This window comes from Listeria ivanovii subsp. londoniensis (genome assembly GCF_000763495.1).
Lineage (GTDB): Bacteria > Bacillota > Bacilli > Lactobacillales > Listeriaceae > Listeria > Listeria londoniensis.
In genome coordinates this window covers 2,884,560-2,910,042 of sequence record NZ_CP009576.1, presented here as the reverse complement: position 1 = coordinate 2,910,042, position 25,483 = coordinate 2,884,560, and the positions used below count along the sequence as shown (strand labels likewise).

The 25,483-nt window shown below is 36.4% G+C and carries 25 protein-coding genes and 3 pseudogenes; 10 read left to right on the top strand and 18 right to left on the bottom strand.

Features of this window, described 5'->3' with window-relative positions; all coding sequences use genetic code 11:
• Positions 1-269: 269 nt before the first annotated feature.
• The 6 genes and pseudogenes from JL53_RS14395 to cadC all read right to left on the bottom strand — a co-directional run bounded on the left by JL53_RS14395 (position 270) and on the right by cadC (position 4,521).
• Entirely contained in the window at positions 270-482 is a 213-nt protein-coding gene (locus JL53_RS14395; protein WP_038407979.1) for a hypothetical protein, read from the bottom strand.
• 6 nt (positions 483-488) lie between these two features.
• Positions 489-1,091, bottom strand: coding sequence for a recombinase family protein (locus tag JL53_RS14390; protein ID WP_038407977.1), 603 nt, complete (start codon positions 1,089-1,091; stop codon positions 489-491).
• Positions 1,092-1,231: 140 nt separating this feature from the next.
• Entirely contained in the window at positions 1,232-1,432 is a 201-nt protein-coding gene (locus JL53_RS16080; RefSeq protein WP_158423286.1) for a helix-turn-helix domain-containing protein, read from the bottom strand.
• 27 nt (positions 1,433-1,459) lie between these two features.
• Positions 1,460-1,669 (bottom strand): annotated as a pseudogene (locus tag JL53_RS16075) (IS3 family transposase); the annotation flags it as partial.
• A gap of 357 nt (positions 1,670-2,026) precedes the next feature.
• Positions 2,027-4,162 carry a heavy metal translocating P-type ATPase gene (locus JL53_RS14385; protein ID WP_003728466.1) on the bottom strand — a complete coding sequence of 712 codons (2,136 nt, stop codon included), beginning with the start codon at positions 4,160-4,162 and terminating at the stop codon, positions 2,027-2,029.
• Positions 4,162-4,521 carry a Cd(II)-sensing metalloregulatory transcriptional repressor CadC gene (gene cadC, locus JL53_RS14380; protein ID WP_003728467.1) on the bottom strand — a complete coding sequence of 120 codons (360 nt, stop codon included), beginning with the start codon at positions 4,519-4,521 and terminating at the stop codon, positions 4,162-4,164. The genes JL53_RS14385 and cadC overlap by 1 nt, the downstream gene beginning before the upstream one ends.
• 279 nt (positions 4,522-4,800) lie before the next feature.
• Between cadC and JL53_RS14375 the strand changes: the two genes are divergently transcribed.
• Together JL53_RS14375 and JL53_RS14370 are read left to right on the top strand one after the other, a co-directional pair.
• Positions 4,801-5,355 (top strand): recombinase family protein, encoded by a 555-nt coding sequence (locus JL53_RS14375; protein ID WP_003728468.1) that lies wholly within the window; start codon positions 4,801-4,803, stop codon positions 5,353-5,355.
• 3 nt (positions 5,356-5,358) lie between these two features.
• Positions 5,359-8,274 carry a Tn3 family transposase gene (locus tag JL53_RS14370; protein WP_038407976.1) on the top strand — a complete coding sequence of 972 codons (2,916 nt, stop codon included), beginning with the start codon at positions 5,359-5,361 and terminating at the stop codon, positions 8,272-8,274.
• A 226-nt stretch (positions 8,275-8,500) separates the two neighbouring features.
• Here JL53_RS14370 and JL53_RS14365 read toward each other — a convergent pair whose 3' ends face one another.
• The 5 genes and pseudogenes from JL53_RS14365 to JL53_RS16065 all read right to left on the bottom strand — a co-directional run bounded on the left by JL53_RS14365 (position 8,501) and on the right by JL53_RS16065 (position 13,287).
• On the bottom strand, positions 8,501-10,300 hold the full coding sequence (locus tag JL53_RS14365; protein ID WP_038407975.1) for a SpaA isopeptide-forming pilin-related protein: 1,800 nt from the start codon (positions 10,298-10,300) through the stop codon (positions 8,501-8,503).
• Positions 10,301-10,722: 422 nt separating this feature from the next.
• On the bottom strand, positions 10,723-11,658 hold the full coding sequence (locus JL53_RS14360) for an SDR family NAD(P)-dependent oxidoreductase (protein WP_038407974.1): 936 nt from the start codon (positions 11,656-11,658) through the stop codon (positions 10,723-10,725).
• A gap of 87 nt (positions 11,659-11,745) precedes the next feature.
• Entirely contained in the window at positions 11,746-12,318 is a 573-nt protein-coding gene (locus JL53_RS14355; protein ID WP_038407973.1) for a TetR/AcrR family transcriptional regulator, read from the bottom strand.
• Between the two features lie 472 nt (positions 12,319-12,790).
• Positions 12,791-12,955 (bottom strand): annotated as a pseudogene (locus JL53_RS16070) (tyrosine-type recombinase/integrase); the annotation flags it as partial.
• On the bottom strand, positions 12,913-13,287 hold the full coding sequence (locus JL53_RS16065) for a site-specific integrase (protein ID WP_221637802.1): 375 nt from the start codon (positions 13,285-13,287) through the stop codon (positions 12,913-12,915). The pseudogene JL53_RS16070 and the gene JL53_RS16065, both read right to left, overlap by 43 nt.
• Positions 13,288-14,128: 841 nt before the next feature.
• Here JL53_RS16065 and JL53_RS16060 point away from each other — a divergent pair.
• Positions 14,129-14,215, top strand: a complete 87-nt coding sequence (locus JL53_RS16060; RefSeq protein WP_394355642.1) for a putative holin-like toxin — start codon at positions 14,129-14,131, stop codon at positions 14,213-14,215.
• Between the two features lie 173 nt (positions 14,216-14,388).
• On the opposite strand, the pseudogene JL53_RS15440 reads toward JL53_RS16060, so the two are convergent.
• Together JL53_RS15440 and JL53_RS14340 are read right to left on the bottom strand one after the other, a co-directional pair.
• A pseudogene (locus JL53_RS15440) lies at positions 14,389-14,595 on the bottom strand (DNA methyltransferase); the annotation flags it as partial.
• Between the two features lie 38 nt (positions 14,596-14,633).
• Positions 14,634-14,789, bottom strand: a complete 156-nt coding sequence (locus JL53_RS14340; RefSeq protein WP_234288471.1) for a hypothetical protein — start codon at positions 14,787-14,789, stop codon at positions 14,634-14,636.
• A gap of 181 nt (positions 14,790-14,970) precedes the next feature.
• On the opposite strand from JL53_RS14340, the gene istA reads away from it, so the two are divergent.
• Positions 14,971-16,437 (top strand): IS21 family transposase, encoded by a 1,467-nt coding sequence (gene istA, locus JL53_RS14335; RefSeq protein ID WP_200222257.1) that lies wholly within the window; start codon positions 14,971-14,973, stop codon positions 16,435-16,437.
• The gene (gene istB / locus JL53_RS14330; RefSeq protein ID WP_038407971.1) at positions 16,434-17,165 is read left to right on the top strand and encodes an IS21-like element helper ATPase IstB; all 732 of its coding nucleotides are present in this window, start codon (positions 16,434-16,436) and stop codon (positions 17,163-17,165) included. The genes istA and istB overlap by 4 nt, the downstream gene beginning before the upstream one ends.
• A gap of 49 nt (positions 17,166-17,214) precedes the next feature.
• On the opposite strand, the gene JL53_RS14325 is transcribed toward istB, so the two are convergent.
• The 5 genes from JL53_RS14325 to JL53_RS14305 form a co-directional block, all read right to left on the bottom strand.
• Positions 17,215-17,580, bottom strand: a complete 366-nt coding sequence (locus tag JL53_RS14325; protein ID WP_038407970.1) for a site-specific integrase — start codon at positions 17,578-17,580, stop codon at positions 17,215-17,217.
• A gap of 60 nt (positions 17,581-17,640) precedes the next feature.
• On the bottom strand, positions 17,641-18,900 hold the full coding sequence (locus tag JL53_RS14320) for a Y-family DNA polymerase (RefSeq protein ID WP_052010619.1): 1,260 nt from the start codon (positions 18,898-18,900) through the stop codon (positions 17,641-17,643).
• Between the two features lie 42 nt (positions 18,901-18,942).
• Positions 18,943-19,284: a hypothetical protein gene (locus tag JL53_RS14315; protein ID WP_038407969.1), complete on the bottom strand. Its 342-nt coding sequence runs from the start codon at positions 19,282-19,284 to the stop codon at positions 18,943-18,945.
• 193 nt (positions 19,285-19,477) lie between these two features.
• Positions 19,478-19,933 (bottom strand): ribose 5-phosphate isomerase B, encoded by a 456-nt coding sequence (gene rpiB / locus JL53_RS14310; RefSeq protein ID WP_038407968.1) that lies wholly within the window; start codon positions 19,931-19,933, stop codon positions 19,478-19,480.
• A 45-nt stretch (positions 19,934-19,978) separates the two neighbouring features.
• Positions 19,979-20,449, bottom strand: coding sequence for a universal stress protein (locus JL53_RS14305; RefSeq protein ID WP_003720991.1), 471 nt, complete (start codon positions 20,447-20,449; stop codon positions 19,979-19,981).
• 116 nt (positions 20,450-20,565) lie between these two features.
• Between JL53_RS14305 and JL53_RS14300 the strand changes: the two genes are divergently transcribed.
• From JL53_RS14300 to JL53_RS14280, 5 genes are all read left to right on the top strand, one after another.
• Entirely contained in the window at positions 20,566-21,378 is an 813-nt protein-coding gene (locus tag JL53_RS14300) for a helix-turn-helix domain-containing protein (protein ID WP_038407967.1), read from the top strand.
• Between the two features lie 39 nt (positions 21,379-21,417).
• Complete coding sequence (locus JL53_RS14295) at positions 21,418-21,789, top strand: VOC family protein (RefSeq protein WP_003720989.1); 372 nt, start codon at positions 21,418-21,420, stop codon at positions 21,787-21,789.
• The gene (locus tag JL53_RS14290) at positions 21,782-22,150 is read left to right on the top strand and encodes an MmcQ/YjbR family DNA-binding protein (RefSeq protein ID WP_003720988.1); all 369 of its coding nucleotides are present in this window, start codon (positions 21,782-21,784) and stop codon (positions 22,148-22,150) included. Before JL53_RS14295 ends, JL53_RS14290 begins: the two co-directional genes overlap by 8 nt.
• Before the next feature lie 75 nt (positions 22,151-22,225).
• Positions 22,226-23,038, top strand: a complete 813-nt coding sequence (locus JL53_RS14285; protein WP_038407966.1) for a putative ABC transporter permease — start codon at positions 22,226-22,228, stop codon at positions 23,036-23,038.
• 369 nt (positions 23,039-23,407) lie between these two features.
• Positions 23,408-25,477: a BglG family transcription antiterminator gene (locus JL53_RS14280; RefSeq protein WP_038407965.1), complete on the top strand. Its 2,070-nt coding sequence runs from the start codon at positions 23,408-23,410 to the stop codon at positions 25,475-25,477.
• The last annotated feature ends 6 nt before the right edge of the window (positions 25,478-25,483 follow it).

Sequence of the window (25,483 nt, the reverse complement as noted above, 5' to 3'; positions counted from 1 at the left end):
TCTTTAATACGAAAACGCATTCATATACTATATATGTTTACTTTTCACATAACAACTTCCCTACTATCTGCTATACTAATCAAATAAGGCTTCTATTACCCATATAATAGAAGGAACTCATCCTCGCCGGAACTTTTTGTTCCGGTTTTTGATGTTTTATAACCCTAAACTACTTACGCCTGATATTTATCTTCCTGATGAGGATTTTGTGAACGTTTATGTACTTATTTTCCACTTATTGCTTGTTTACATTCGATTTTTTGTCTACATTATTCTTCCTCAAAAACGCGAGCATTTCCAATTTCTTGATATAACTGTACTGCTTCTGTTGCCAAAAATTCTTTTGTCGGATACATCTGAAGGGTTCCATGCTGCTTTTCTAAAATCTCCATTAAAGCAGTTAGCTTTCTCGTGCGCATAGGTTCTTCCATTGCATTCACTTCCACGTATTTTTCTTTAATTTCTTCTAATGTATATTCCACTAATCTTCACTCCAATTCGTTTTTTATTCGATATACTGTACTTCGTGTAACTCCATTTTTATTTGCGATATGTTTAATTGGTAATCCAGCTTCTAACATATGAACAATTTGGTAATATACAGCTTGTTTTTGAGGATCCTTCGCCTCTGCTGAATATAGTTTCGGCCGACCTTGATAAACTCCTTTTTCTTTTGCTATCGCTATCCCTTGCGCTTGTCTTCTTTTGCTCTCTGTTCTTTCTCTTTCCGCAATCATAGCTAATAACTGAAGAATTAAATCTTTTACAAATTTATCCAGTAGGGGATCACCTAACGGCTCACTTAACAAAGGGACACTCGTGACCAATAAGCCAATATTTTTCTCTTTAAGGAAATTTACTGTCTGTACAATTTCTGTATAATTCCTCCCTAACCGGTCGATGGCTTCTACCATAAAAAAATCACCTTCACGAGCGAAATTTAGTGCTTTATTAAATTCTTCCCGATTTATGACATTCGCACCAGATTTCTTCTCTACAAATATTTTTTCAGCCCCATGTTTTTTAAATTCTTCCATTTGTCGATCTAAATTTTGATCAGTAGAACTCACCCGTGCATAAGCTATTATCATTGATAAAATCCCTTCTTTTTTAAAACCATTTAATATACACCCTAATTATACACGAAAAACATAGCATTCGCAATAGTAAACTTGTGTTTATTTTGGGTATACCTTAAATGGACACAAATATATAACTTATTTGTGCCCATTTATGATTTCGTGAAAGAATCTAGAAATTGCAATAAGTGTTTTTGTTGATCCGCATCCAGCGATTTTATCTGATGAAATAATTGCTTTTCCATGGTAGTGGCATTTTCTAAAAAAAATTCTTGCAATGTAATATTTAGTGCATGACAGATTTTATTTAATGTATCTAAAGATAGTTTTGTTGAATTGTGGACAGATGTCAATAAAGTAGACAGAAAATAAGTTAATTTTCAAAGTGATTCAAAATAGATTTGTTCTTTTTGATTTGGTGTCAGCATATTATTAGCGGAATGAGTTCTTTTGGGATTGTAATATCCTTCAATATACTCAAATGAAGAAAGTGTAACTTTTTGAATGGTTTTAAATACTCTACAGTCTAATTCTTCTTTTTTCAAATACTTGAAAAAGGATCCAGTTATGGCATTATCCCACGGATATCCTGAGAAATATTCAGCTTAAATTCACGATCATATGTTTTTCTAAATAGAGTTCATTCCTTCCGGTAATGTAACTGTTAGTCAAGAAAAGTGTACCATAGCACGTGTGATAAGCAACATATTTAGTTGATATTATTCCAAATGAAATTAGAAATATAAACCAAGCTAAAAAAATGCTGCTAGTGTTTTGATTACTTGCGTAATTGACATAAACCTAATTTAGACATTACTATTTGGGGTCCCGAGCGCCAACGGGGAATTTGTATCGATAAGGAGATTTCCTTTGATCTCACCTGTTATTTTGTACAATAAGGAATGCTTTCAGAATAATTCAAAAAACCAACTAGACAATAGCGGTAATTAATCTTTCACTTTCATTAATCGTAAGCCATTTAACGTGACTAAAAGAGTCGCACCCATATCCGCCATAATTGCAATCCATAATGTTAACCACCCTGGAATGACTAGCAAAAGAGCAATCAGTTTGATGACCAAGGAAAATGTGATATTTTGCTTAATAATTTGGAGTGTTTTTCTACTCAACTTTACCGTGAAAGGTAATTTTTGTAAGTCGTCTCCCATTAAGGCAACATCAGCTGTTTCAATGGCTGTGTCAGTTCCAGCTCCGCCCATTGCAATTCCAACCGTGGCCGCTGCTAGGGCTGGCGCATCATTAATACCGTCTCCAACCATGGCCACTTTACCAAAGTTTATTTTCAACTGTTTAATGTAATCTAGTTTATCTTGGGGCATTAACTCACCTTCTATTTCAGAAACACCCACCTGTTGGCCAATTGCTTGCGCTGTGGCTTGGTTATCGCCAGTCAACATAATAGTTTTTTCAATCCCCAGCTCATGAAGTCGTTTAATAACATGTTGACTGGATGACCTAACCTCGTCAGCAACTGCCACTATAGAAATCAGTTTCTGATTTGTTCCAAAAAGCATAGCAGTCTTCCCTTTAAGTTGTAAGTCACTCACTTGTCGATGAATGGAGTCAGTAAATTGCGATGCTAGTAATTCCTTAAATAGAACGGGACTTCCAACATAATAGGTGTTACCATCTACAGTTCCTCTAATCCCTTTTCCTGTGATGGATGTAAAATCGTTCACATTAATACTAGTTAAATCCATTTCTCTCGTTTCTCCATACTTAATAATGGCTGAAGCAAGGGGGTGTTGAGATAATTGTTCCAGTGCTGCCATGATGATATAGTTTTTATTATGTTGAATGTTTGTGGCTTCTGTTAGTTCAATATAATCAGTGACCACCGGCACACCTTTTGTCAAGGTACCAGTTTTATCGAACGCAATGGCTTTTAGCCCACCAATTTCTTCTAAATACACACCACCTTTTACCAATACGCCATTTTTAGCTGCATTTCCAATGGCGGTGACGATGGCAACAGGAGTTGAAACAACTAAGGCGCAAGGACACCCAACCACTAATACAGATAACCCTTGATACACCCACGTTTCCCAGTTTCCACCAAACAGCAATGGCGGTACTGTTGCAATCAGTGCGGCGATCACAATAATGGCTGGCGTATAATATTTAGCAAATGTATCAACAAATGCTTGAGCTGGAGCACGTTCACCTTGTGCCTCCTCAACTAAGTGAATAATTTTTGAAATCGTGGTATCTTCTACTCGTTTTGTGACCGCAACTTCAAGCAATCCTTCTTCATTTAACGTTCCAGCAAAAACGGAATCATCGATGTTTTTTTCAACAGGAATAGATTCACCAGTAATCGCTGCTTGATTGACGGCTGAATAACCTTTCACAACGTGACCATCCATCGCAATTTTTTGACCAGGTTTTATAATCATAATGTCGCCAATTTGAATGTCATCTACATGAACCATTCTGTCGGTGCCCGAGCGTCTCACAAGTGCTTCTTTTGGCGCAATATCCATTAGGGAACGAATAGATTGTCGTGCCTTATCCATCGAGTAACGCTCAAGCGCCTCGCTTACTGCGAATAGAATCACCACAATGGATCCTTCTGCCCATTCACCAATGAAAGCAGCTCCAATAATAGCTATTGTCATCAGTGTCTCCATTGTAAATTCAAACTTCAATAAATTTTTGAATCCTTCCTTAAAGAGAGAATAGCCTCCTATGAAAATTGCAAAAATAAATAGTGCATTAGTAAGATAAAAGTCCTCCCCATTCATGATCTGTGACGCATACCCCACTGCAATAAATAATCCAGAAAGCAATAATCGCCAATTTTTTCTAATAAACGATTGATGGTCAGTAAAGTGCTCTGGATCAGTAAAAGATTCTTTCTCTGGAATGATTTTCAAGTGTTCAAATGCTCCAGCCTGTTCAACTTGTTGAATACTTGCTTCACCTGTTACCGTGATTTTTGATGCGCCAAAGTTTACAATAGCTTCTGTTACACCCTCAATTTCTTTTACATTCCGTTCAAATTTGGCCGCACAATTTGTACAGCTTAATCCATCAACTCTATAAACAGTCTTTTCTGCCATTAGACTCCCACTCCTTCAAAATTAAGTAATATAAGTTTTATCCGATCTCTAACCCTTTCATTCGCAAGAGAATAATAAACAAGCTTTCCATCTTTTCGATAGTTCGCAATCCCTTGCTTCTTTAAAAAGCGTAAATGGTGGGACGTAGCGGCAACTGTTGCTTCGACAATATTAGCTAGATCGCATACACAAAGTTCATTTTCTGTCAGTAATGCATACACAATTTTAACCCTTGTTTCATCAGACAGAATTTTAAATATTTGACTGATAGTTGTAACTTCTACGGTTTCCAGTCCAGTCTTCACCCGTTTTACTTTTTCTTCATCAATACAAGTAATTTCGCAAATATCTACAGTCATATTCAGTTTCTCCTTCCAACACTCAAAGAGACACTTGAATGTTTATAGGGGTGATTATACTCTGTTCCAATCTGATAGTCAAGTGTTCGTTTGAATAACAATTGACTATTATAACCAGTACCTTAAATGGTCGTTTATGGCACTTTTTGAATTCATCTGTTTTTCATCCGTTTGAGCCCTAAACCAGGTACCAAAACTCGTTCTTTTTTCAAAGTGCCTATATGGTAATTATTGATGAGTTATGGTACATTTAAGTCATTAATAGTAAGGAGGCTTTTTATGATTTTTGGCTATGCTCGAGTGAGTACAGAGGATCAAAATTTGAATTTGCAAATTGATGCACTCACCCAACACGGTATCGATAAACTATTCCAAGAAAAGGTGACGGGTTCAAAACGAGACCGTCCACAATTGGAAGACATGATAAAGGGGTTACGTGAAGGTGACTCAGTGGTTATTTATAAACTTGATCGAATTTCACGTTCAACTAAACATTTGATTGAGCTTTCAGAAACGTTTGAAGAGCTTGGGGTTAATTTTATCTCTATTCAAGATAACGTTGATACCTCTACTTCTATGGGAAGATTCTTTTTCCGAGTCATGGCTAGTTTAGCAGAGTTGGAACGTGATATTACAATTGAAAGAACCAAATCAGGTCTTGAAGCAGCAAGAGCACGTGGAAAAAAAGGGGGGCGACCAAGTAAAGCCAGTCAATCAATTGAGTTGGCTTTGAAAATGTACGATAGTAAGGAATATTCAATTAATCAGATTCTTGATGCCTCTAAACTAAGCAAAACAACCCTATACCGCTATCTTAATGGAAGGAAAAACTAACTTATGGCATTAAAGAAAATTTTAACAGCAGCACAGCGGGAGCAACTTCTTTCTGTCGATCACTTATCTGAAGAGGATTTTCAAGCTTATTTCAGTTTCTCTGACTCTGATTTAGATATCATCAACCAACACAGAGGGGATATCAATAAGTTAGGGTTTGCCATTCAGCTCTGCTTGGCACGATACCCTGGGTGTTCGTTGAGTAACTGGTCCATCCAATCAGACCGTTTAATCTCTTATGTAAGGCGCCAGTTACATCTTGACTCAATTGAACTGGCCTTATACGCCCATAGGAACACACGTGCCAATCACTTTAATGAGATATTAGAAACATTTAGGTATCAGCGTTTTGGAAGTGTCGACACACGCAATCAATTAATAGCATTTCTTATTAAGCTGGCATTAGAAAATGATGACTCTACCTATCTCATGAAAAAAACATTAGGCTTCCTCACCCAAAATCGAATTATTTTTCCATCGATAGCGACACTAGAAGACATTATCAGCCATTGTCGTGATAAGGCTGAAAGCACACTGTTTTCAATTCTTCTGGATTCACTAACAGAAACACAAATCGAGAAATTAGATGAGTTGTTTCTAGTATATAAAGAAACGAAGATGACTAAACTCGCCTGGTTAAAAGATATCCCTGGCAAAGCCAATCCAGAGAGTTTTATGACCATTTGCAAAAAAGTTGAGGCGATTACGGTTCTTGAACTAGGAACAATCAATGTGTCGCATATTCACCGAAATAGATTTCTTCAGTTAGCACGATTAGGTGATAATTACGATGCCTATGATTTTTCTCGTTTTGAATTCGAAAAAAAGTATTCCTTACTCATTGCTTTTTTAGTGGATCATCATCAGTATCTGATCGATCTGCTCATTGAAATTAATGACCGGATTTTAGCGGGGATTAAACGAAAAGGGATGCACGATTCGCAAGAACTGTTGAAAGAGAAAGGGAAGTTGGCGACTGAAAAATTAGAACATTATGCGTCTCTGATTGATGCACTTCATTTTGCAAAAGACAACGACAGTAATCCTTTTGACGAAATAGAACGAGTTATCCCCTGGCATGACTTAATCCAAGATGGAGAAGACGCTAAACGAATTACTGGTAAGAAAAATCACGGATATTTAGAAATGGTGAGAAATAAAGCCACTTACCTTAGAAGATATACCCCAATGCTTTTAAAAATACTCTCGTTTAAAGCAACCTCATCTGCACAACCAATTCTTACAGCGCTTACTCAAATAAATGAGTTAAAAAACGATGGTAAACGGAAAATACCAGCAAACACATCCATTGAATTTGTGAGTAAAAAATGGGAACGTCTTGTTCAACCTGAAGAAGGAAAAATAGACCGATCCTTCTACGAGTTGGTAGCGTTCACAGAGTTAAAAAATAATATTAGATCAGGAAATATTTCGGTAGAAGGAAGCTTAGCCCATCGAAACATTGATGATTACTTAATCAGTTCCGATGCTTGCGTTAACTCACTCACTATTCCAGATACATTTGATGATTATTTGACTTCTAGGGGCGCAATATTGGACTCACAACTACAATATTATTCGAATTCTGGCAAAAGTTCAGCCAAAATGGTGCTAAAAAAATTGGAGAAAGTTACACCAGATGAAGCAGAGGAATATAGAAAAAAACTTTATTCAATGATTCCCAAAATAAGATTAAGTGACCTATTAATAGAAGTGGATAGCTGGACTCAATTTTCGCAAGAATTTATCCATGATTCAACTGGAAATCCGCCAAATGAACGAGAAAAGAAAATTGTTTTTGCCACTTTATTAGGATTAGGAATGAATATTGGGCTTGAGAAAATGGCCCAATCCACCCCCGGAATTACTTATCCTCAATTGGCGAATACTAAACAATGGCGGTTTTATAAAGAAGCCTTAACCTGTGCCCAATCTATTTTGGTTAATTTTCAATTAGGAATTCCTATAGCTGATTTTTGGGGAGAAGGTAAAACGAGTGCTTCCGATGGAATGCGTGTACCAGTAGGTGTATCCGCCATTAAGGCTGACGTGAATCCACATTATAAAAGCTTAGAGAAAGGCGCCACAATGATTCGGTCAATCAATGACAGAAATACCTCACATCATGTTGAAGTTGTTTCGACCAACACGAGAGAAGCGACTCATACATTAGATGGCTTGCTTTACCACGAAACAGATTTAGATATTGAAGAACACTTCACTGACACAAATGGTTATACAGATCAAGTGTTTGGTATGACGGCTTTACTAGGGTTTCATTTTGAACCCCGTATTAGGAATATAAAAAAGTCTCAATTATTTTCTATAAAGCCAACTTCAGAATACCCTGATTTATTAGGGCTCATCAGTGGTAGGATCAATATAAAAACCATTGATGAAAGTTACGAAGAAATTAAACGAATCGCTTATTCCATTCAAACTGGTAAAGTCTCAAGTTCGCTAATTTTAGGAAAGCTAGGTTCTTACGCACGAAAAAATAAGGTAGCTACCGCTTTAAGAGAATTGGGACGGATTGAGAAGAGTATTTTCATGATAGATTATGTGACAGATGATAGCTTAAGACGTAAGATTACCCATGGTTTGAATAAAACGGAAGCCGTAAATGCTTTGGCAAGAGAACTATTTTTTGGTCGCCGAGGTAAATTCATGGAACGTGATATTCGTCGGCAACTTCAAAGTGCAAGTGCACTAAATGTTTTAATAAATGCTATTAGTATATGGAACGCCGTCTATTTACAAGAAGCCTATGATTATCTAGTGAAAATAGATCCAGAAGTAACCAACTATATGAACCATATTTCTCCTATTAATTGGGAGCATATTACGTTTCTTGGTGAATACAAATTTGATTTGTTATCTATTCCCAAGAGGTTGAGAAAATTAAACATAGAAAAATAGAGAGTCGTCAAACGTTGATATTACGGGAATTTGTAATCCTTATCGATACAAATTTCCCGTAGGCGCTTGGGACCCCTATTTAACTTATGGTAATGACAGAACTAAATTGATTTTTCGACCTTGTCTATATTTTAGTGGTTTCCTGAATAAAAAACTGAAGTCTAAATGATTTTTCACTTAGACTCCAGTTTAATATTGCTTCTATTTTAAATCATTATACTATTTTTTAACCCTGTCTATTTTTTCTTAATAGAATTAAACTACCTGTTGAAAGTGCTACTAATAATAATCCTAAATCAGACTGTAATGGCGTGTCTCCAGTTTTTGGCAACTTAACCATACTAGTTGTTTCCTTTATCACTGTCCTCGAAATTGGAGCTTGTGGTAACACAGCTGCCGGTGTGATTGGTATTACTGGAATTACTGGTTTTTTTGGTATTATGGGCATTTCGGGTGTATCTGGTGTTAATGGTTTATCTGGTATTGCAGGAATCTTTGTATTTTCTTTGGTAACAGATACATTGGTACTATTTTGTCCGATAGTAAATACGACTGGTGTACTATCTAGCTCATAACCTGCCGGTGCTTTTGTTTCTACTAGTTGATAATCACCTAGTTCTAAATCTGTTACTGTTAATATACCTTGCTCATTCGTTGTTAAACCTGTTTGAAGTGTTTTACCTGTACTATCTTGCAACTCAAATTCTGCTCCTGCAAGTACTGCCGCTGTTGCGCTATCTGTTTTTGTTAGTGATACAGAACCTTTGATAGTTGTATTTTCTTTTGTGACAGAAATAGCTTGATGTGTTGAATCAATAGTGAATTCAACTGGTGTATTATCTAAAACATAACCTGCCGGTGCTTTTGTTTCTATAAGCTGATAAGTATCAAACTTCAATTGTGTAATAGATAATGTCCCGTCGGCTGCTGTTGTTAAACCTTCTTGAACAGTTGTTCCTGCTGAATTAACTAGTTTAAATTCTGCACCTTCAAGAGGTTTCTTTTGCGTGGTATCATCTATTTTTGTTAATTCTACAGATCCCGTTGTACCATCTCCACTACCATTTCCACCGGAATAAGGGGTTTCATTCTGGATTTCACGAGTAACATAATTATCACCAGTTAATGAACCAGCATTCGTATACTTATCTGACGCTCCTCCATCTGTAGCAATAGTATCGTAAGTAATCCTCACCGTATCTGTAATATTTCCTAAAGTTACTTTAAACCCACCATTTGTTTGACTAAAGGCTGCTGCTGGAACTTGAGCTCCTTTTGTAAATGAGTCCCCAGAATAGGTACCATGAAAAGCTTGTAAAGAACTAAAATCTAAAGTTTGATTAGCCCCAATAGTGTCTTCGTATACTGCATTTTCAATACTTATCTCAGCATAGTTTACTCTAACTACCCAATGAATGATTTCTGGATTATCTTGATCTACCCATCCATATTTGTAAGCTGTTTCTGTTGGTGCAATTGGAGTTCCTGAAATATCTACAGTAATAGTTGTTGTTTCTCCATTTAATGGGAATTCAACTGGATAATTTTCAGATTCATTTATAATTTCCTTATTCCAACCACTCCAAAAATCGAGTGATCCATTAATATCAGAATTATTTTCTACGTAATCAGTGAATGTAACGGTTACTTTTCCAGTCCTACTTGATGCAGTAGCATTACCTACCACATTTCCTTTACTATCTTTTAATTCAAAGTTTGAATTAGCTTGTAGTATTATTTCTGCTGGTAGTGTAAAGTCCATCGTATCTCCAGCTTTAACATCTGCTGAATTTGGAATTTCCCATGTATAATGAATTTTTACATTGTCATATTTATCAAAATCTGTAGATGCGTTTCCATCTTCATCCTGTAGTTCAAGCGTTTTCAGAAAATCAGATCCGTAACTAGTGGCAGCATCTGCTTTTAAAGCACTAGTTTGAAATATAACATTTACTAATAAAATGGCACTTAGAAATAGCAATCCTATCTGCTTCAACTTACTTCTTCGTTTACTCTTCTTCATAATTGTGTTTCCTCCAAAAGTAATTAGTGTAAGGCTATTTGATGATTGTATACATTATAACAAGTAACATGTAGTTAAATTCGTAATTATTCTCCTTAATCCCTCTTCATTTGTGAACTTCAACAACCACTGGAATAGCAAGAGAGAATTGTTCGACTGAATTGCTAATGTGTCCCATTTTAAAGTCCTATACGTCCAGCCTCATTTTTCAATTAATTATCAATAGTAGATACTTAACGTTTGTGATAGTAGTATATTATGTTCCTATTGCATTTCTTAATCTAGTGCTCTTTGCAAATCGAAAATGATTAATGAGAGTGGTTCAATATTTTATAACAATTGTGCATAATTGTTAGTACTAGAAAAAATTATAACCTTTTAACTTCACCAAATTACGATCTTGCATATTAAATAAGAGGTAACCCCTATACCCTCTCATTCATCCAATTTAATGTTTCTTTAATCCCTTCTTTATATGGAGTCTTTGGTATAGTTCCTATTTCTTCTTCGTATTTTTCACCACTTAAGATTACGGGCTCCTCTGTCAAATACATCATCTCAACCATCTCCCTCATGAATGGTTGGAATAGTCCAGCAAACCGAATCATTGTTTTGGAGACAGTTCTAATTGACTTTTTATACCCTGTTTCTTTACGTAAAATCTCAATAATTTCTTCTCCCGTAATTGGGTGCGCAGAAGGAATATTCCAATTTTGATTGTACGTATCATCTCGTAAAGCTAATTCCACCATTGCCTTTGCACCGTCCATTGTGAAAATAAATTCTCGAGCCACTTTGATGTCACCAACAAAGCTTGCAGTTTTATTTAGTACTACGTTTTTTAATGTTTCATGAATCATTGTGTTTTCTGCATTCGGTCCGTATAAATCAGGCATATGGACAATCAAACAAGGGATATCGCTTCTTTTCAACCTATTTTCCATAGCAAGTCGTATTTTCCCTTTTTTTGTAAAGGGCTCCTTGCTCGCATTTTCTTTTACTTCTATTTTGGGTTGTCTACCGTAGGCATAAATATTATCGGCCAAGGCAATTTTTGTTTGGTGTATCTCGGCAGCTCGAACTATTATCTCTATACATAAAGGATGTTTTTCCTTCCATTCCTGGTAAGGAAAACTCACCGCATGAAAGATTACATCTACGCCATTAGCTGCCTCGATAACATCCTTTTCCACTAATGCATCTCCCGCGAATATAGTTACCATTGATTCATGCTGATAAAGATCATTCAATCTTTCTTTTCTTCTTGAGAAGGCAACCACTTCTACGCCCCGATTAACTAACTCAAGAACTAGTGCATAACCTATTCCACCTGATGCACCCAAAACTAATGCAGATTTCATTTATAAGACACTTCCTTTCATTTTTGACCACCGGTTAAAAAATATTAAAAAATAAATGCAAGTTCTAGTCTTGCATTTAAAATGCCCCTATCCATTTAAACCTTTTATTATAAAATTCACGTGTAATTCAGCTGCAGACTTCGCCTCTTCAAAATCATCAACATAGCCGAAATAATGTGAAACAAAGCCATGTAACGCTAAAAATGCGGACCACACATCTACGTTTTCCAACCTTTTCTTTGACAGAGATTGGACCGTTTGAGCAAATTTTTGATAACTTTGGTAGGCCGCTACTTGAGATAGACTGTCTACCTCGGTATTTCTTAACAGAAACATGATTTCATACTGACTCTGGTGGTTTAATCCAAATTCAATAAAACGAATAAGTACATTATAAAGTTTTGCTGAATCATCTTCAGATCCCTGAATTGTTTCTTCTAACCGATTGTTCAGTTCAGAAAAATCATCTTCTACAATGGCATAAAACAGTTCTGCTTTATTTTTAAAGTAATAATAAATCGCACCATGACTACAGTGAAGTAGCTTTGCTATACTACGCATGGAAACTTGTTGAAAGCCTTTTTCAACAAATTGGGATCGTGCACTTTGTAAAATTATTTCTTTCGTCAGCTCTTGAGAAGCTATTTTACGAGGGGACATTATTTTTAACTCCTTTTATTGACCGTTGGTTAGTAACATTATAGCACATTCTGGACAGTAATTAATAGTGAAAATAAAAAAAGGTTGGAATGGTTATACTAGAGTAGACAATAAAAATAAGCGAATTTGAGAAAAGGAGTCTATCATGAAAAGAAAGAACTACTCTAAAGAATTTAAATTCCAAGCAGTCAACCTTATAGTAAAGAAAAAACATCCAGTTCGTTTTTTCTCCAAGCAATGAGAAGTACATGAAAACACGCTCTATAGATGGGTATCGGAGTATGAAAAACACGAAAATAGAGCCTTTCCTGGAAATAGAAGGAACTCATCCTCGCCGGAACTTTTTGTTCTGGTTTTTGATGTTTTATAACCCTAAACTACTTACCGCCTGATCTTTATCTTCCTGTTCGATACCGATATATCTAAGTGTGATTTTTGGTGAAGAATGATTTGACAACAGTTGAATCAATTCCAAGCCTACTCCATTTTTATACAAATGATAGCCAAATGTTTTTCGCATGCTGTGCGTACCTAAATGTTGTAACCCTGCTTTTTTTCCAGCTTTGGAGATAATATACCAGCCTTGTTGCCGACTTAATGGCCGTTCTCCCCCATTTTTCTTCCGACTAGTGAACAAATGTGATTTAACTCTTGTTCCTGGATTGCCTGCGCATGTTTTTTTAGCACATACTCCCAAATGTCCTTCTGCAACTTCTTCGTTAAGATCACAGAGTTATTTTTTTCCGTCTTTTGCTCTTTCATCTTCAGCCGACTTTTCACCCGAACTTTTTGTCGATAAATTTCTAATACATCGCTTAACTTTAAATGCAATAAATCCGAAATTCGATAAGCGGTATTAATACCGATGGAAAACAACAACACATTTCGTTCTCCAAAATCGCCCCTGGATAAAATATCTTTCATGAGCGCAATTTTTTTCAAATCTTTAATTGGTTGCATCTCTTCCATTCTAAAAAACACCTCGTTACCGAATCTTACATAATATCATTATATGATATATTAAGTAATATTCAAAACGCATGAAGAAAAAAGAGAAAACAAAAATTCGCCTTCTCTCTCAGAGCGCCAAGATTTTTCGCTATTCTCCCCAATCTAACTCAATGCCATTGAGTCAAATTCACTTTTAAGAACTTCGCTAATAAATTATTTATAAATTTTTCCCAGATCCAACACAAGAAAAGACGTTCACGATCTGTAAAAATTCACTCGCACCTGCTATTACAAGGATTAACTTGACAACTCACAGAGGGGAAGGCACATATACTTCTTATGTACATAAAATAAAAGGTTCGGTGTGAATCGTGCAGAAAGGAAAGCATTTTTCTCTGTTAATATAAAAATGTATAAAGATACTTGGTGGTAGCTAGATTTTTAAAGAAAGGGGGACGCCTATGACTACTTACGAAGCACTGTCTTTTGCCGTTAATTTTGCAACATTGGTGTTGTTACTAAGCAATCAAAATAACAAAAAATAATCACTCATAAACTTTGGCGAGTTCAGTGATTACTTTTAAACATACAAAACCAACTACCACCTAATAAGTGTTTATCTTATCGAACCATGTTTATTCATGGTTCTTTTTTTATTAACATATTAACACATGATTAATCATAAAGAAATACCTGACTAATAGTAAACGTATGGTTAAGTTATTATTCTATTTTATTTGATTTGTATCAATGCTATAATAGAAAAGCAGTAGTAATTGTGGAAAGATGGTGGCTAAATCCCATTTAGGGGGTGATGCCTATGGTTTACAAAGGTTTTACTCCTGGAAAGGAATAAAGCATGTCTGTATTTGAAGCAATGACTTTAATGTTGACTTTTGCCACATTAGTCGTGCTCATACTAGACTTCAACAAACCAAAAAAGTAACCATCTAAACCACTTTTGCCGAGGGTTAGATAGTTACTTCTATTTTAATACCGATGGCTACCGTCTTTTAAACGGTGCTACTGTTACGGGAGTCATGTTAACGCATGGCTCTCTTTTCATTTATATAATAACATATTTTAAGCTAATTTGACAATATATCTGTATAAAAGAACTCAAATTGAGTAAATATCATTGTAACTGTTATTATGTCTTTCAATTCTCCGCAGACTCCTTTCATAATACTCCTTATCGGTCTCAAATCCTATATATTTTCTATTTGTGTTGCAACATGCTATTGCAGTAGTTCCACTCCCCATACAATTGTCTAGAACTGTTTCGCCTTCATTCGTGTAGGTTTTAATCAGATATTCAAACAAAGCATTTACTATTTACTAACTTTATGTAACAGATTTATAATTTACTTCTTATATTTATCTACTAAAGGTTTAAAATATAACTCTTCACCTTTTTCTCTCGCAGCAATCGCTTCCTCTTTTTGATCAAAAGACCCCAAATGATATTCTTTTCCGGAAACACATATTCGAGCAACCCATTTGTTATCTTTAAAAGCCACACCAGTATGGCCACTTTTATTATCTGATCTTATTTTTTTGTTAGAAATCGAGGATATGCGCGTATTTTCTGTTTATGCTAATTTAAAAAGGGGCCACTTTTTATAGGTGCGATGGTTGAAAAAGGGACCACTACTAACTCACAATAAGTAAAGAGTCAGTTTACTTATTGGAGGTCCTGGAGTGATAAAATTTATGGATAAATTAACCATCATACGTCTATTAGAAGGTGGGCGTTCTCAACGATCTGTCGCAAAAGAATTGGGACTAAACCGAAAAACGGTTAGTCGTTATTGGAGACAATATCAAATTGCACAACGAAACTTAGAAAATGACCCAGCAGATCCTATGAAAAAAGAGGCATTAACTGCCCCCCCTACTTATCAATCTAAGAATAGAAAACCAAGGAAATATACTCCTGAAATCGACCAACGGGTCGAAGAAATACTTGCCTTTGATCAGTTAAAAGCAAAACAGTTGGGTCCTCATAAACAACAATTAACGATTGTTGCTATTCACGAAATACTAGTATCTGAAGGGTTTGACATTGCACAGAGTACTTTACGTCCTTATGTTCGAGAAAAAGTCCAAGCAAAAAAAGAAGCTTATATCAAGCAATTATATCCTTTAGGCTATCGGGCAGAATTTGATTTTGGAGAAGTAAAATGTTTGATCAATCAACAAAAACGAACGTTAACTATCGCTGTATTTTCTTGTCCTGCTTCTGGTTATCGCTGGGGGAAACTTTATGAATCGGCGAACCAACAAGTGTTTCTTGATGCACATATCCGTTTTTTTGAACACCTCAAAGGTGTTTATTCAACAGTCGTTTATGACAATATGCGAAATGTAGTTAAACGTTTCATAGGTCCACATGAAAAGGAGCTCAATGATGAATTAGTAAAATTAGCTCTTTACTACCGTTTTGAACCAATTGTAACCAATGCATTTAGTGGTCATGAAAAAGGACACGTAGAAAAAAGTGTCCAGGTTCTCCGAAGAAAAGCATTCATTAAACAATATGAGTTTGAATCAATTGAACACGCTCAAAAACATCTAGATCAGGCAATGATTGAACTGAATTCAGCTTCAACAATTGTGGTGGAACAAGCTCAGTTACAAGCACTGAGAGGAAGTTATGATTATGGTGTAACAACAAAGCAAACCGTAGACAAATATAGTTTTGTACATGTAGACGGAAATTATTACTCTGTGCCAGATTATTTAGTTGGTCAAAAAGTTACCGTAAAGCGTTACCTCAATGAACTAAAGATAGTGGGTTCTAGTCAAGTTATCGCTACACATACCATTCAAAAAGGAGAAAAACAATATTCCATTGATATTCGACACTATTTAACCACATTTTTACGAAAACCTAAGTCACTAGAGCATTCACTTGTATTGAAGAAAGCACCTAAGCTTCATCGCTGCTTCCTTCTGTATTACCAAAAGACTCCACGGAGGTTTCTTCAATTTATTGAACAACACTTGGGAGATTCCATAGACCAACTCATTCTACAGTTGGAAGAAGAAGCAATAAAAGACCAAAAGGTCTTTAAAACTTTGCCGGGTCGTGCAGTAAATGAAGCAAGAAATCAATTGCAAGAATACAATGTGATCCATCAGGTGAGAAAGGTGATAAATAAATGATTGAAACATACGCTAAACAACTAAAACTTCCTTATTTAAAAAGAAATTATTCGGCTTTGATCCAGCAAGCAATTGATCTTGATCAAAGTTATGAAGAATTTATCACTCAAGTACTTACAGTAGAACTTGAGCAACGACAAAACAATCGAATCCAAACATTGATACGTCAATCAAAATTACCAAGTAAAGTTACTTTTGATGATTATATGGATAGCCATTTAGAAACCAAATTGAAGAAGCAAATCAAAGAACTGAAAACCTTACGTTTTATTGAACAAAAAGAGAATCTTATTCTAATGGGAAATCCAGGCGTTGGAAAAACACATTTAGCGACTGTTCTTGGAATGGAAGCTTGTCTTTCAGGTAAAAGTGTTCTATTTACCAATATTCCCAATCTAGTCATCGAATTAAAAGAATCTATGAGTGCCAATCAACTAAATTTTTATAAACGTCGATTTGGCAAATACGATTTAGTTATCCTAGATGAATTAGGTTATGTTTCATTTGATCAAGTTGGTAGCGAAATACTGTTTAATCTTCTTTCCAATAGAACAACTGCTGGTTCTATGATTATTACAACAAATCTGTCATTTGATCGTTGGGAAGAAACTTTTAAAGATCCAATGCTTACGGCAGCTATGGTGGACCGTTTGGCCCATCGGGCCCATGTATTGGATCTCAGTGGTCCATCTTTTCGTGTAGAAGATACCAAGAATTGGCTAAAATAATTTTTTGGCCCCTTTTTGAATCATCCGATGGCCCCTTTTTCAGTTGCGTTTAACATTGGTAGAGAAATTTGTAGAAGGATAGTACAGCTGTAACTTTTAAGTTGACTGTCTTTTCGCTTTTTAAAGTGGGGGGTATTAGGTGTTGAACTCTTTCAATTAAAGTGGGGTTTACTAACCAGGATAGAAAATTTGCTATTGTTTTGATGTTGGCAAGTTCGTAGCTTGTTTCAGTTAAAGACAAAAAAACAAAATAGTCTCTCAATGCATAGCAGTAAGTACGCTGTGTGTTGGGACTCTTTTGTGTATTATCTAGATACTTCATATATTGTAAAACTGGTTGAATCGGTTTCCCTTGATCGTCTAGAACTAAATATCTTCTCCCTCCATTGTTTAATATGACTTCTTGTACTCTCATAGAAAGCCTCCTTTTGTTTATTCTCTCATATAGTAGACAGTAAGAAAAGGACTGTCCAGCCTATAAGAAAATGTAAGTATATTGGATATCTTGGTCTCTACTAAGGGTACTATAGATATCTGAGCGTTTCAAGCCAGTTGCACCATTTAGCAAACTACTTGCATGCATCAAAGATTTAAAACCATAACGCATCCGAATTTTATCGACTGTGACTTCGAGCTGTTCATGGTTTAATGTTCGATTGACATCTTCAAATAAGTTCAGTTGCAGACCAGCTTTCAAAGTGATTTTTCCACATGAAATTGCAATTGAGCGCACTGGTTCGCGTTCATCGTAACGTCTAAATAACTCTAGAAAATAGGGAATAAGCGCATGACTGCTATTAGTAGAAGGGATTTTAGCTTGATGGCTAAATCCTTTTTTTATGCTGTATTTACTGTAGCCAATGCTTAAATGAATGACGGAAGTGTCTACATGGTTTTGTCGTAAGCGCATGGCCACTTCTTCTACCATTTCACGAATAACAATTTCTACTTCAGCTGGAATGTGGTAGTCTTTCTCGAGAATTTGGCTTTTGCCGTAACTCTTATTGATAGGGACATATTTTTCATTTAAACGACTGTAATCAAGACCATGCGCATGATAATACAACTGCTCACCAATGATGCCCATCGCGCTTTTTAAAACTGGTAGTGGGGTTTGGCTGAGTTGATACATACTGAAAACACCCATTCTTTTGAGGTGTGCGGCTGTTCTGTGACCAATTCCGCAGACATCTTCCAAATGCTTAATCTTCCAAATTGTCTCTGGAACATCTTCGTAGCGCCATTCAGCAATGCCGTCGGGACGATTTTTAGCGACATTATCTAGTGCGAGTTTAGCGAGAAGTGGGTTATCACCAATACCAACCGTGACATAAAGTCGTAGTTCTTCCAAGATATCGCGCTGAATTTTCCGGACAATTTCGTCGGTGCTTCCAAAGAGCAGATGTGACCCGGTAATATCTAGAAAACACTCATCAATACTGTAAACATGAATAAATTCAGCAGGAACATAACGTCTGAAAATGGCTTGAATCATCGCATTTACTTTTAAATAAAGTTTCATTCGTGGAGGGGCAATAATAATACGTTCATCCCAAGTTGGAAGTTCGTACATCCTTGAACCGGTTTTAATATGATGCACGGATTTCATCTTAGGAGTGGCTGCTAAAACAAGCCCACCAGCTCGTTCGGCATTACTCATAACGACCAAATAAGCCTCCAGTGGATTGAGTCGACGCTTCACACACTCAACAGAAGCGAAAAAACGATTTAATATCTATACATAAAATATCTCGGCGTGGTGCGTGATTATAATCCTCTACTTGTACCATTTCTCGACACTCCTTTCTTCTACATTTCTAATCGCAGAAAAGGAGAGTGGAATAATACCTTCCGAGTTTCTAATGTAAATAGTATTATTTTCGACTCCAGAAATGCGACCAATAATATCTTTTTCAGGAGCTGCTTCTGGGTCTAGCGGTTTTTTTTGAATAACAAGCATAGAACTATGTGTCATCGCACTACCTAGTACATCCTCAATTGCTTCTGTAGTCATGGATTCTTTCCACGTTAAGATTGGTTCTGCGGTTTTCATTGCTTCGGTATGCTCACTTAATAAAAATCCGCCCCATTTCTTCATGCCGCGATCTTGATAATCCATCAGATAACACCTCCAATAATTCTAACAAACAGTGATTGTTTATATATATTATACGAACAAATGTTCTTGCTTGCAATGTGTAATTTTTCTCATTTTTAATATTTAAAAGGGAAAAAATTACTATTTGTGAAGTATTAATAAAGTGGATATAAAAACCGACCGAGCAATTATTCAGCTCGGTCGGTTCAAATTTTCAATCGTGACTATCTTCATAAGCAGTGATTTGTCCAACACGATTAGCATGTCGGCCACCTTCGTACTCAGTTTTTAACCAGATTTTGACAATGTCTTCAGCAAGGCCAGGTCCGATTACTCTAGCTCCAAGTGCAAGGACGTTAGTATCATTATGTTCCCGAGTTGCGTGGGCACTAAATGTATCGCCAACAAGCGCGCAACGAATGCCTTTTACTTTATTAGCAGCGATACTCATACCAATTCCGGTACCGCAAACTAAAATTCCACGATCTACTTCTTCGTTTACAACTTTTTCACTAACGGTAATAGCTAAGCCTGGATAATCCACTGATTCGGGTGTCTCCGGACCAAATTCCAGGTAACTAATTCCAGCACTTTCAAGGTAAGAAATAATACTTTTACGCAATTCAATCCCGCCATGGTCTGAAGCAATGGCAACTTTACTAACTGTCATTTTTTTTCCTCCTACCGTATAATCAATACTTTCATTATACATGAATTAGAGTTTTTCGACAGTTTTTCTATTACGCCATGGTTTCGCATGAACAATAATGACATCACAAGGTGCATGAGCCGCGGTATACTCAGAAACGCTACCAAGAATAAATTGTTCTGTTGCAGAGAGTCCTGTAGCTCCAACTAAAATTAAATCAGGTTCAAAATTACGTGTGATTTTTTTGTTAAAAGTGCTTTTTGGTGTGCCGAAGTGAACAAAAGTTTCTACATGTGGAACGCCAGCTTTCTCGGCTTCCTTTTTGTACATTTCGACTAATTCTTCCCCGTAGGCTTTGGCTTTTTTAGCATAGGTTTGTTCATAATCAATCAGTGGTGCAATCCGGCGAACATCAGCGACAAAGCCAATACCGAGTGTGGCTCCGTCCATTTTTGCAAACTGAACAGCACGTCTTAGTGCCGCTTCGGCCTCATTTGAACCATCAACACCAACAAGAATACGTTTGTAAGCAGACATTTTGTATCACCCTCTCATAAGTTTTCCTCTTAGTATCTAAATACCCATAAATAAAAGAAAGAAGCATGATTAAAGAGAAAAATTTGTGGTACTATGGTGAAAAGGGGGTATTCTTAATGGCAAAGCTGACGATGTTTCATCCAATTGTAGCCACACCAAAGCGTGCTGGATATAAAGAATACTTTCCGAGCGCGTCGCTTACTAGCTATATTCGTTGTTTTTGGGAAGCTGAGGAAAGTGATTTCCCGGGAAATAATTTAGTTATCCCTGATTTATGTGCGGATATTATTTTTACAATTGATAGCCAGACTGGTGTAGCTCAAGACGCCATGTTTGTCGGTGTAAGTGATGCGGCTTTTGAATCAATAGACGAGAGTAGTTCGGAGCTTTTTGCTGTAAGATTCTATGCTTGGTCATTATTTTTATTTGTAGAACCAGACTTAGTAGGAAGCCTTAATCAAATGAATGAGCCAGAAGCAATGTTTGCTGGATTTAGAAGTTTTTTCAGAGAAGAATTTGCGGAAACAACTACAAATTCACAGCGAATAAAGCTATTAGAAGAATTTTTATTACAAAAATTAATACTACTTAATAAAGCAATGCATCCAGATTTTTTAAATAGTTTAGATCAGCTTTTACAAAATCCAAATCAATCTACGGGAGGGACAATTTCAGGGCGCCAACTAGAACGATTATTTCAAAAACATGTAGGACTGGCGCCGAAACAAACTGCCAAATTGATTCGTTTTCAAAAAGTATTACAATCATTATATGGAAATCCGACTCTTACCGGCACTGAACTAGCTTATATGAACGGGTTTGCTGATCAGGCACATTTAATTAAACAATTTAAACGATATAGCAATCATACGCCAGAAGAAATGAAGCAAATTTTTCTGCAAAATGTCGCAAATGTACAATTAAAATAAAAAAGGCTTTGCTAAACTAGCCAGATGGAGGTGCTTTAAATGATAAATGAATTTGTTTGTACGAATATTTCTACTAAAGATCCAGCTGGACTTGTCGCTTTTTATCACGAGAAATTAGGAATTCCGATTGTTTTTGAAGGCTACGATAATTTTGATGGAGCGAAATTAGGTTTTTCGGAAAATGCACCAGGGATTATTGTCTGGAATAGTGGTAAATGGGGAAAAGCAAGTGAATCTAAAGTGGAATTTGTTTTCTCATGTGATACGAATTTAGATGATATGTATCAAGAGCTTAAAACTAAAGGCGTCGAAACACCTGAGCCGCGGGTTGCTGAATGGGGCGGTCGAGAGCTAAATCTACTTGACCCAGATGGAAATAAAATTATGATTTTGGAGCCAAACAATGAGTGAGGAATTTGGTTGGATTAAAAAAGAGATGACCGAACTTCCAGGAGTGCAGTACAGTTTTAAAGAAGAGTGGCAGGCAGGGCGTTATCACGTGTTGGACCAGTTAATGGCAATGCGCGGCACAGATAATGCTGGAAACCAGATTTTGACGTTAAAATGTGATGCGGAAAAAAGTGAACAACTTCGTGCTGAAAATCCAGCTGTCGTTCTCGGATACTACATGAACAAGCGGGTTTGGATTTCAGTGCTACTAGAGAAAGAACAAGACAAAGAACTTATTCGCGCGTTAATCCATCATGCTTACACCGAAGCAAAGAATAAATTACCAAAATATAAGCAAGTCCAATTAGAAACTTTTGACTAGCAATAGTTGAAGGTTTTTATTTCTGTTATAATGAAGAAGTATTGTGAAAAATACCACAAAAAGGGAGATGAGAATATGGATATCAACATGTTTATTCTATACTTCTTCATTTATTCTGTGCTGGGTTGGGCTTGGGAAGAGATTTTTTGTTCCATCTCAGAGAAGAAGTTAGTATATCGCGGTTTTCTTTATGGACCATATTGCCCCATTTACGGGTTTGGGGTAACAGCTGTTTTAATGCTGATTTTACCGTTTCAAAATAATTTATGGGCTTTATTTATTTTTTCAATGATTATTTGTACGGCGATTGAGTACGTAACAGCCACTATTTTAGAAGCACTTTTTCATACGACATGGTGGGATTACCACAACTGGCCACTGAATGTAAAAGGGCGGATTTGCTTACCGATTTCGATTTTTTGGGGATTTGCGTGCATTATTGTCGTGCGTTTCCTGCATCCGCTTGTAACTCAATTTGCTGATTGGATTTTGAGTTGGAGTGGTTGGATCGTTCCTGTGCTTATTGTTGTTCTGATGCTGTTCGATACAATTAAATCTGTGACAAGTATGCTATCTTTCCAAAAAGCACTTGCCGAATTTAATGAGAAGCTAAATGAGCAAGCGAATGAACTAAAAGCAAGTGTGAAAGAGCGCGCGAAAGAATTTGAAGAAGGATTTTTGAAAAAACAAGAAAGTATCGACATGAAAATTGCTGAACTAGAAGCAAAACGGAAACAAGATTCCGAGCTCGCTTCCAGTATGCGGAAACTCAAATTTAATGAGCGCCGAATGTTAAAATCGTTCCCAAAAATGAAAATAAAACATGGAGCACCATTTAAAAACTTTAATAAAAGTATCTTAAGGGTCGATAAACAAAAAAGAAAATAAAAAAGTGAAGATGGTGTAAATGGTATTTTTTATCATTTACACCATCTTTTTGTGTATTTTTTTACAGAATTTGTAGAAAGAAAGAAGTGTTTTTTGTATGATGAAGATGGAAGATATCCCCAAAATTGCCCCAACTTGATTCTCATTTTTGTTTCAAACTAGATTTTTCCCGTCGAATAAAAGTTTAGCAGAACCTTCATATGACAAGCTCTATAGGCGATAAACCACCATTTTCAAATATGGGCATTGTTAAAAAAGTCACAAGTAAAGCCCAATGATGTACATTCTTTCCGCAAGTTATTGGGATGAAAGCGTGTACATTTTTACTAAAATTAGCCTTATAATAAAAACGAACAGGAGGGAACTCACATGTATTTGGATGAGAGAAGTAATTCACTTTTAAAAGAGCTATTACGGCATCCTGACACATCGAGTACAAACTTGCAAGCGAAATTCGGTTTAACTCGAAGACAAGTCGACTATAGTTTCCAAAAAATTAATAATTGGCTAGAGGAACAGACCTATCCAAAGATTCACCGTGCAGCGAATGGTCGATTTATCGTAGAACCTGACCTGTTTCAAATCATTGGTGAGGAAGATGGCGAAAAAACAGATTGGTACATTCCATCCGAAAAAGAGCGCGCTAGTCTAATCATCCTCATGCTAACCACAGGAAGTGAAGAATTGTCCCTTAATCACTTTATCAGCGAGTTGGAGGTGAGCAAGAATACCGTATTACGAGATTTGAAGCTGGTACAAAAAACACTCGATAAATTTAACCTAGAAGTGAAATATTCTAGAATGCGTGGTTATTTGATTGATGGGGACGAGTGGAATCAGCGGACAGCGCTCATTTATGCGGCAGAACACATCATAGAGAGTTTTGGTGGAGAAGAGTATTTACAAGATTTTATGCAAGTAGAGGAAGTAAGAATTAAAGACCTTAGGGAAAAATTAGAACAAGTGGAGCATCATCTGAATTTGCATTTTATTGACAATAAAATGCAAATACTGCCTTATATTCTGGAAGCTGTTTTTCGCCGAATGAAAAAAGGGCAAACGATTACGACATCTTTCCTGATTGACTACAATGAATTGTCAGATACGCGGGAATACGGAGCTGCGGAGATTTTGATTGAAGAAGAGCCCAATATGCCAGAAGCAGAGCGGATGTACATCACGTTACAACTTTTAACTTCCAATGTGTTGCCAAAACAGTATTTGAAATCAGAGGAAACACATAAGTTAAGGCTTGCACTGGAACAAGTTCTAAGTGAATTTGAAAAGAAGGCTTGTATTCAACTAGTAGACAGAGAATCGTTACTGGAAAAATTGTTTGCACATATTAAACCTGCGTATTATCGAATTAAGTATCATCTTACAACAGATTACAGCATTTTAGACAAGATTGATCAAGAATTCCAAGCCGTGCATTACATCGTGAAAGAGTCGCTTGTACCTTTAGAACGTTTTATTGGTAGCAAGGTTCCAGAAAACGAAAGCATTTTTATCACCCTTTTCATTGGAGGGCATTTAATTGAATCTACTGAGAAGCTACAAACAAGATTAAAAGCAGTAGTAGTTTGTCCGAATGGGTTATCGATTTCGAGATTAATGGAAAAAACATTACGCAGCCTTTTCCCAGAAATATTTTTCTATCAAGCGATGTCGATTCGGGAATTTGAACAAACAAAAGTAGGATATGACATTGTATTTTCCGCAGTGCCACTTTCGACGGACAAGAAATTTTTCCTAATTAACCAATTAATGGACGGGAAAGAACGCTTGGAGCTAAGGCGCCGAGTGATGCGGTCAGTTTACTTAGTGGACGAGGTAAATATCAGCGTTGATCAATTAATGAAAACTATTTCCAAATTTGCTGAAATTAAAGATGCTGCTCGTCTTGAAAAAGTCCTAGCAGATTACTTAACGCCAGTTCCAGAAGAAACTACATCCACCAATTCAAATAAAAGCTCTCTCGCAGATTTACTTGAAGATACGCGAATTACCCGGAAGAAATCAGTGGCAGACTGGCATGAGGCAATACATTATGCGGCTTCACCGTTACTTTCGGCGGGAGCAGTGGAAGAGCGATATGTGGATGAAATGAAACGGCAATACCCGGCACCGATTATGAACATCATCCTCCGAAATACCATAGCTATCCCTCATGCTGAAACGGAAAAAGGAGTTAAGAGTCTTGGAATGAGCTTGCTTTATCTGGAAGAAGGTTTGCCAGTGGAAGGCGGTAATAACTTGCATTTTATCGTCGTCATTGCAGCTGTTGATAAAAATGCTCACTTCACAGCTTTACTACAATTGATGGAATTATCGGAGAACAAAAAAGCACTTAAAAAGCTCGCGGATGCTAAGAGTACAAAAGAAATGCATCAAATAATAAAAAACTTCACGGACTTGGAAACAAAAAAGACAATGTAGAGAAGT

Excerpts from the sequence above, each read along its gene's own strand:
- JL53_RS14390 (WP_038407977.1), bottom strand. The coding sequence starts at position 1,091 with ATGATAATAGCTTATGCACGGGTGAGTTCTACTGATCAAAATTTAGAT.
- JL53_RS14385 (WP_003728466.1), bottom strand. The coding sequence starts at position 4,162 with ATGGCAGAAAAGACTGTTTATAGAGTTGATGGATTAAGCTGTACAAAT.
- cadC (WP_003728467.1), bottom strand. The coding sequence starts at position 4,521 with ATGACTGTAGATATTTGCGAAATTACTTGTATTGATGAAGAAAAAGTA.
- JL53_RS14375 (WP_003728468.1), top strand. The coding sequence starts at position 4,801 with ATGATTTTTGGCTATGCTCGAGTGAGTACAGAGGATCAAAATTTGAAT.
- JL53_RS14370 (WP_038407976.1), top strand. The coding sequence starts at position 5,359 with ATGGCATTAAAGAAAATTTTAACAGCAGCACAGCGGGAGCAACTTCTT.
- JL53_RS14360 (WP_038407974.1), bottom strand. The coding sequence starts at position 11,658 with ATGAAATCTGCATTAGTTTTGGGTGCATCAGGTGGAATAGGTTATGCA.
- JL53_RS14355 (WP_038407973.1), bottom strand. The coding sequence starts at position 12,318 with ATGTCCCCTCGTAAAATAGCTTCTCAAGAGCTGACGAAAGAAATAATT.
- JL53_RS16065 (WP_221637802.1), bottom strand. The coding sequence starts at position 13,287 with ATGGAAGAGATGCAACCAATTAAAGATTTGAAAAAAATTGCGCTCATG.
- JL53_RS16060 (WP_394355642.1), top strand. The coding sequence starts at position 14,129 with ATGTCTGTATTTGAAGCAATGACTTTAATGTTGACTTTTGCCACATTA.
- istB (WP_038407971.1), top strand. The coding sequence starts at position 16,434 with ATGATTGAAACATACGCTAAACAACTAAAACTTCCTTATTTAAAAAGA.
- JL53_RS14325 (WP_038407970.1), bottom strand. The coding sequence starts at position 17,580 with ATGAGAGTACAAGAAGTCATATTAAACAATGGAGGGAGAAGATATTTA.
- JL53_RS14315 (WP_038407969.1), bottom strand. The coding sequence starts at position 19,284 with ATGGATTATCAAGATCGCGGCATGAAGAAATGGGGCGGATTTTTATTA.
- rpiB (WP_038407968.1), bottom strand. The coding sequence starts at position 19,933 with ATGACAGTTAGTAAAGTTGCCATTGCTTCAGACCATGGCGGGATTGAA.
- JL53_RS14305 (WP_003720991.1), bottom strand. The coding sequence starts at position 20,449 with ATGTCTGCTTACAAACGTATTCTTGTTGGTGTTGATGGTTCAAATGAG.
- JL53_RS14300 (WP_038407967.1), top strand. The coding sequence starts at position 20,566 with ATGGCAAAGCTGACGATGTTTCATCCAATTGTAGCCACACCAAAGCGT.
- JL53_RS14295 (WP_003720989.1), top strand. The coding sequence starts at position 21,418 with ATGATAAATGAATTTGTTTGTACGAATATTTCTACTAAAGATCCAGCT.
- JL53_RS14290 (WP_003720988.1), top strand. The coding sequence starts at position 21,782 with ATGAGTGAGGAATTTGGTTGGATTAAAAAAGAGATGACCGAACTTCCA.
- JL53_RS14285 (WP_038407966.1), top strand. The coding sequence starts at position 22,226 with ATGGATATCAACATGTTTATTCTATACTTCTTCATTTATTCTGTGCTG.
- JL53_RS14280 (WP_038407965.1), top strand. The coding sequence starts at position 23,408 with ATGTATTTGGATGAGAGAAGTAATTCACTTTTAAAAGAGCTATTACGG.